3 protein-coding genes are annotated in these 5,531 nt (G+C 64.5%); all 3 read left to right on the top strand.

The genetic code is table 11. The features are described 5' to 3' along the window. The coding region (locus DYI24_RS20130) for an NAD(P)/FAD-dependent oxidoreductase (protein WP_164573576.1) at positions 1–625 on the top strand (625 nt) is incomplete at its 5' end. A 347-nt stretch (positions 626–972) separates the two neighbouring features. After that, a complete protein-coding gene (locus DYI24_RS20125) occupies positions 973–2,172 on the top strand; it encodes an efflux RND transporter periplasmic adaptor subunit (RefSeq protein ID WP_107354727.1) in 1,200 nt (399 codons plus the stop codon). A gap of 10 nt (positions 2,173–2,182) precedes the next feature. Next, entirely contained in the window at positions 2,183–5,350 is a 3,168-nt protein-coding gene (locus tag DYI24_RS20120) for a multidrug efflux RND transporter permease subunit (RefSeq protein ID WP_164573575.1), read from the top strand. The last annotated feature ends 181 nt before the right edge of the window (positions 5,351–5,531 follow it).

Below are 5,531 nucleotides of genomic sequence, written 5' to 3'. Positions count from 1 at the left end.
GCACTTCACGCCGAGCTATCGGCCGTGGCGGCAGCGCATCGCCTTCGTTCCCGATGGCGATCTGTTCAGGGCGATTGCATCCGGCAAGGCCTCGGTGGTCACCGACGAGATCGACCGCTTCACCGAGCAAGGTATCCGGCTGAAGTCCGGCGAGACGCTCGAGGCCGACATCGTCGTCACCGCGACCGGCTTCAATCTCAACGTGCTCGGCGACATTGCATTCTCGATCGACGGCAAGGCGCTCGATTTCGCCGAGACCGTGACCTATCGCGGCATGATGTTCACTGGCGTACCGAACATGGCATGGGTGTTCGGCTATTTCCGCGCCAGTTGGACGCTCCGGGCCGATCTGGTCGCCGACTTTGTTTGCCGTCTGCTCAGCCACATGAAGCAGAACGGCCATCGTAGCGTGGTGCCGGCGCTGCGCCCGGAAGACCGCGACATGGCGCTATTGCCGTGGATCGACCCGGAGAACTTCAATCCCGGTTACCTGATGCGCGGGATGCACTTACTGCCCAAGCGCGGCGACAAGCCGGAATGGCAGCACAGCCAGGATTACTGGACCGAGAAGGATCAGTTCCCCGCGATCGATCTTGACGATCCGGCGTTTGTTTACGGCAGCTGATCTGCCGCGAGGTCGCCTGCCGGTTCCGTGTAAGCGTGCCGGCAGGTCTCCGTCTTTAACTTTCGATTAACTCAGTTCGGTGGAACGCAGCGCCTCTTATCACTTCGTAGTTCTCCGATTCACACAGCCGTGAGGCGGCGAAAGCGCAACGAGTTCATGCGGTTCCGTACCGTGTGACATTGCGCCGCCGCTTCACGATGTTGTGCCGCACAATTCCGCGATTAATTTCCATTCATCAAGCGTGTCCACGATCGCGTTGCTGCGATCGGCAGCCGACGGTCGGCTGCGCATGACGAGGCGTCGGTGCCTCGCGGATGACACGAGACGGATTGAAAGAGGTTATTTTGATGCGGGGATGGACCAAGCTGGGTTGGACGGCCGTTGCGCTCGCCGTCTTGGCGCCGGCGCTTGCCGGGTGCAAGGAACCGTCCGCCGCCAACGCTTCTGCGGCGGAGAAGCCTGAAGTCAGCATCGTCACCGTGAAGCCGCAGCCGCGCTCGATTGTGCGCGAACTGCCGGGCCGGATTGCGCCGATCCGCGTTGCCGACGTGCGGCCGCGCGTCTCCGGCATCATTCTGCGCCGGACGTTCCAGCAGGGCAGCGAGGTCAACGCCGGCGATCCGTTGTATCAGATCGATCCGCGCCCATTCGAGGTGGAGCTGCAGGCTGCCGAAGCTGCGCTCGCCAAGGCCACCGCCGCCCGCGATCAGGCCGACATGCACGCCAAGCGCGTCTCGATGCTGGCGAGCGAGCAGGCGGCGTCGCGTGCCGCCAACGAAGTCGCGACCACCAATCTGCGCCAGGCGGCAGCCGAAGTCGCTGTGCGCGAAGCCGAAGTCGCGCGGGCCAAGCTCAATCTGGAATACGCCACCATCCGTGCGCCGATCAGCGGCCGGATCGGTGCGGCGCTGGTCAGCGAAGGCGCTCTGGTGGTGCAGAACGATGCCACCAGCCTCGCGACCATTCAGCAGCTCGACCACGTCTATGCCGACTTCACCCAGCCGGTGTCCGAGATGGCGCGGCTGCGCCGCGCGTTCGACTCCGGCGAGCTCGATCAGATCGCAGCCGATGCGGTGCGCGCTCACCTCGTACTCGACGACGGCACGCACTATCCGGTGCACGGCAAACTGCTGTTCTCGGACGCCAAGGTCGACGCCTACACCGGTCAGGTGACGCTGCGCGCCGAGTTCGACAATCCGAAGCGCGAGCTGCTGCCGGGCATGTATGTCCGGGTGCGGATCGAGCAGGGCATCGACGCCGACGCCCTCGCGGTGCCGGAGCAGGCGGTTCAGCGCAACAGCGGCGGCGGCAGCGAAGTGTTCGTCGTCAAGGACGACAACCGCGTCGCCGTGCAGGCGGTGCGGGTCGGCGCCCAGCAGGACGGCCATTATCTGGTGCTCGACGGCTTGAAGCCGGGCGAGCGGGTGGTGGTCGAAGGCTTCCAGAAATTCGCTGCGGGTGACACCGTGGTGCCGGTGAGCGTCAGTGATCGCCGGTCGGCGGCTGCCGCGCCGACCACCACGGGTTCGGCGAACGCGGTGCGATAGGCGCCGCCCGATGCCCGCATTTTTTATCGACAGGCCGGTCTTCGCCTGGGTGATCGCGCTGTTCATCTGCTTGATCGGCGCGATCTCGATTCCGTTTCTCCCGGTCGCGCAATATCCGATCATCGCGCCGCCCTCGATCTCGGTGTCGACGCAATATCCCGGCGCCTCGCCGGAGAACCTGTACAACAGCGTCACCCGGCTGATCGAAGAAGAGCTGAACGGCGCCAACGGCATTCTGAACTTCGAGTCGACCTCCGACTCGCTCGGCCAGGTCGAAATCATCGCCAACTTCGAGCCGGGCACCGACACCGAAATGGCGTCGGTGAACGTGCAGAACCGCATCAAGCGGATCGAGGCGCGTCTGCCGCGCGCGGTGCTGCAGCAGGGCATCCTGGTCGAGGAAGCTTCCAGCGCGGTGCTGCAGATCATCACGCTGACGTCGACCGACGGATCGCTCGACGAAGTCGGCCTCGGCGACTTCATGATCCGCAACGTGCTCGGCGAAATCCGGCGTATCCCCGGCGTCGGCCGCGCGACGCTGTATTCGACAGAGCGTGCGCTGCGCATCTGGATCGATCCGGCCAAGCTGATCGGCTACAACCTCACCGCCGACGACGTCACCAAGGCGATCGAGGCGCAGAATGCCCAGGTCGCTTCCGGCAGCATCGGTGCCGAGCCGACCCCGAAGGGGCAGAAGATCTCCGCCCTGGTGCTGGTCAAGGGCCAGCTGTCCTCGGCCGACGAATTCGGCGCCGTGGTGCTGCGCGCCAATTCCGACGGTTCGACGGTGCGGCTGCGCGACGTGGCGCGGATCGAGATCGGCGGTTTCAGCTACCAGTTCAACACCCGCCTCAACGGCAAGCCGACCGCAGGTTTGTCGGTGCTGATGTCGCCGACCGGCAACGCGCTCGCCACCGCCAGCGCGGTCGAAGCCAAGATGAAGGAGCTGTCGCGCTTCTTCCCGGCCAACATCAAATACGAAATCCCCTACAACATCACCCCGGTGGTCGAGGCCTCGATCACCAAGGTGCTGCACACGCTGGTCGAAGCGGTGGTGCTGGTGTTCGTGGTGATGTTCCTGTTCCTGCAGAACATCCGCTACACCATCATCCCGACCATCGTGGTGCCGGTGGCGCTGCTCGGCACCTGCGCGTCGCTGCTGCTGTTCGGCTATTCGATCAACATGCTGTCGATGTTCGGCATGGTGCTGGCGATCGGCATTCTGGTCGACGACGCCATCGTGGTGGTCGAGAACGTCGAACGCATCATGTCCGAGGAAGGGCTGCCGCCGAAGGAAGCGACCCGCAAGGCGATGTCGCAGATCACCTCGGCGATCATCGGCATCACGCTGGTGCTGATCGCGGTGTTCCTGCCGATGGCGTTCTTCCCCGGCTCGGTCGGCATCATCTATCGGCAGTTCTCGGTGACGATGGTGTCGGCGATCGCGTTCTCGGCGCTGATGGCGCTGTCGCTGACGCCGGCGCTGTGCGCCACGCTGCTGAAGCCGGTCAATAAGGGCCACGCCCACGCCGAGCGCGGCGTGTTCGGCTGGTTCAACCGCACGCTCGACAATATCCGCGAGCGTTATTCCAGCATCGTGCGCTGGAATCTTGGCCGCACCGGTCGGCTGATGGTGATTTACGCAGTGCTGGTCGCCGTGCTCGGCTGGGGCATGGCGCGGATGCCCGGCGGCTTCCTGCCGATCGACGACCAGGGCTTCGTCACCGTCGACGTGCAGACGCCGTCGGATTCGTCCTACAACCGCACCTACGACGTCGTGAAGCAGGTCGAGGACTATCTGCTCAAGCGCGACGGCGTCCAGAACGTCACCTTCCTCACCGGCTTCAGCTTCCTCGGCCAGGGCATGAACGCGGCGCAGGCATTCGTCACGCTGAAGGATTGGGGCGAGCGTGATGAGAACTCCTCCGCCGCCGCGATTGTCGACGATGCCAACCGCAAGCTCGGTGGCATTCGCGACGCCCGAATCTCGGCTCTGCAGCCGCCGCCGGTCGACAACCTCGGCAACTCGTCGGGCTTCAGCTTCCGGCTGCAGGATCGCGGCCAAAAGGGCCACGAGGCGCTGGTCAAGGCCAGCGAGCAGCTGATTGCCGCCGCCAACGCCAGCCCAGTGCTGCAGAAGGTCTATGTCGAAGGCCTGCCGCCGGCGCCGGTGCTCAACTTGATGATCGACCGCGAGAAGGCCGGCGCATTCGGCGTCACCTTCGAGGACATCAACACCACGATCTCGACCAATCTCGGCTCGGCCTACATCAACGACTTCCCCAATCGCGGCCGCATGCAGCGCGTGATCGTGCAGGCCGACGCGGAAGGGCGGATGAACGCCGACGACATCCTGTCCTACACGGTGAAGAACAGTCGCGGCCAGCTGGTGCCGTTCTCGTCCTTCGCCACGGTGGAATGGGCCAAGGGCCCGACCCAGATCGTCGGCTTCAACTACTATCCGGCCATCCGCATCAGCGGCGAGGCGCGGCCGGGCTTCACCTCGGGTGACGCGATCGCCGAGATGGAGCGGCTCGCCGATCAGTTGCCGCGCGGCTTCGGCTACGATTGGACCGGCCAGTCGCTGCAGGAAAAGCTGTCGGGCTCGCAGGCGCCGATCATCCTGGCGCTGTCGGCGCTGGTGGTGTTCCTGGTGCTGGCGGCTCTGTACGAAAGCTGGACGATTCCGCTGTCGGTGCTGCTGACGGTGCCGCTCGGCATCGCCGGTGCGGTGGTTGCGGCGACGACGCGGTCGCTGCCGAACGACGTGTACTTCACCGTCGGCCTGATCACGATCATCGGTCTCGCCGCCAAGGACGCGATTCTGATCGTCGAGTTCGCCAAAGACCTGCGCAAGGAAGGCAAGACGCTGCGCGAGGCGACCATGGAAGCGTGCCACCTGCGTTTCCGGCCGATCCTGATGACCGGTCTGGCGTTCTGTTCGGGCGTGTTGCCGATGGTGATCGCGAGCGGCGCCGGCGGCAAAAGCCAGCAGGCGCTCGGCACCGGCGTGATGGGCGGCATGATCGCGGTCGTGGTGCTGGCGCTGCTATTTGTTCCGGTGTTCTTTGTCGTCGTGCAGCGGCTATTCGCCCGCGATCGCTCGGACGATCCTGTCGGGGAAACCCTGACGCACCAGGTTCCGATGCACGCGCAACTGCCGCACGATCAAGCTTAACTCGAAATTGCGAGCGTTGTCCGCTCCCGATTCCCGCGGGCGGAAAGCCGGAACCAATCGAATTATCTCCAGTTGTTGGTCGACAGGTGAACAACTCGTCTCGTCGACAGACAACTGGAGGAATTCATGAACGGAGACCAACCGATTAGCTGGCTGATGTTCTTCACGCTTGCTGCAGGCG

Source organism: Rhodopseudomonas sp. BR0C11 (assembly GCF_010820945.1).
GTDB lineage: Bacteria > Pseudomonadota > Alphaproteobacteria > Rhizobiales > Xanthobacteraceae > Rhodopseudomonas > Rhodopseudomonas palustris_H.
Note: the sequence above shows the minus strand (reverse complement) of the source record. Positions and strands in the feature narration are given on the sequence as shown.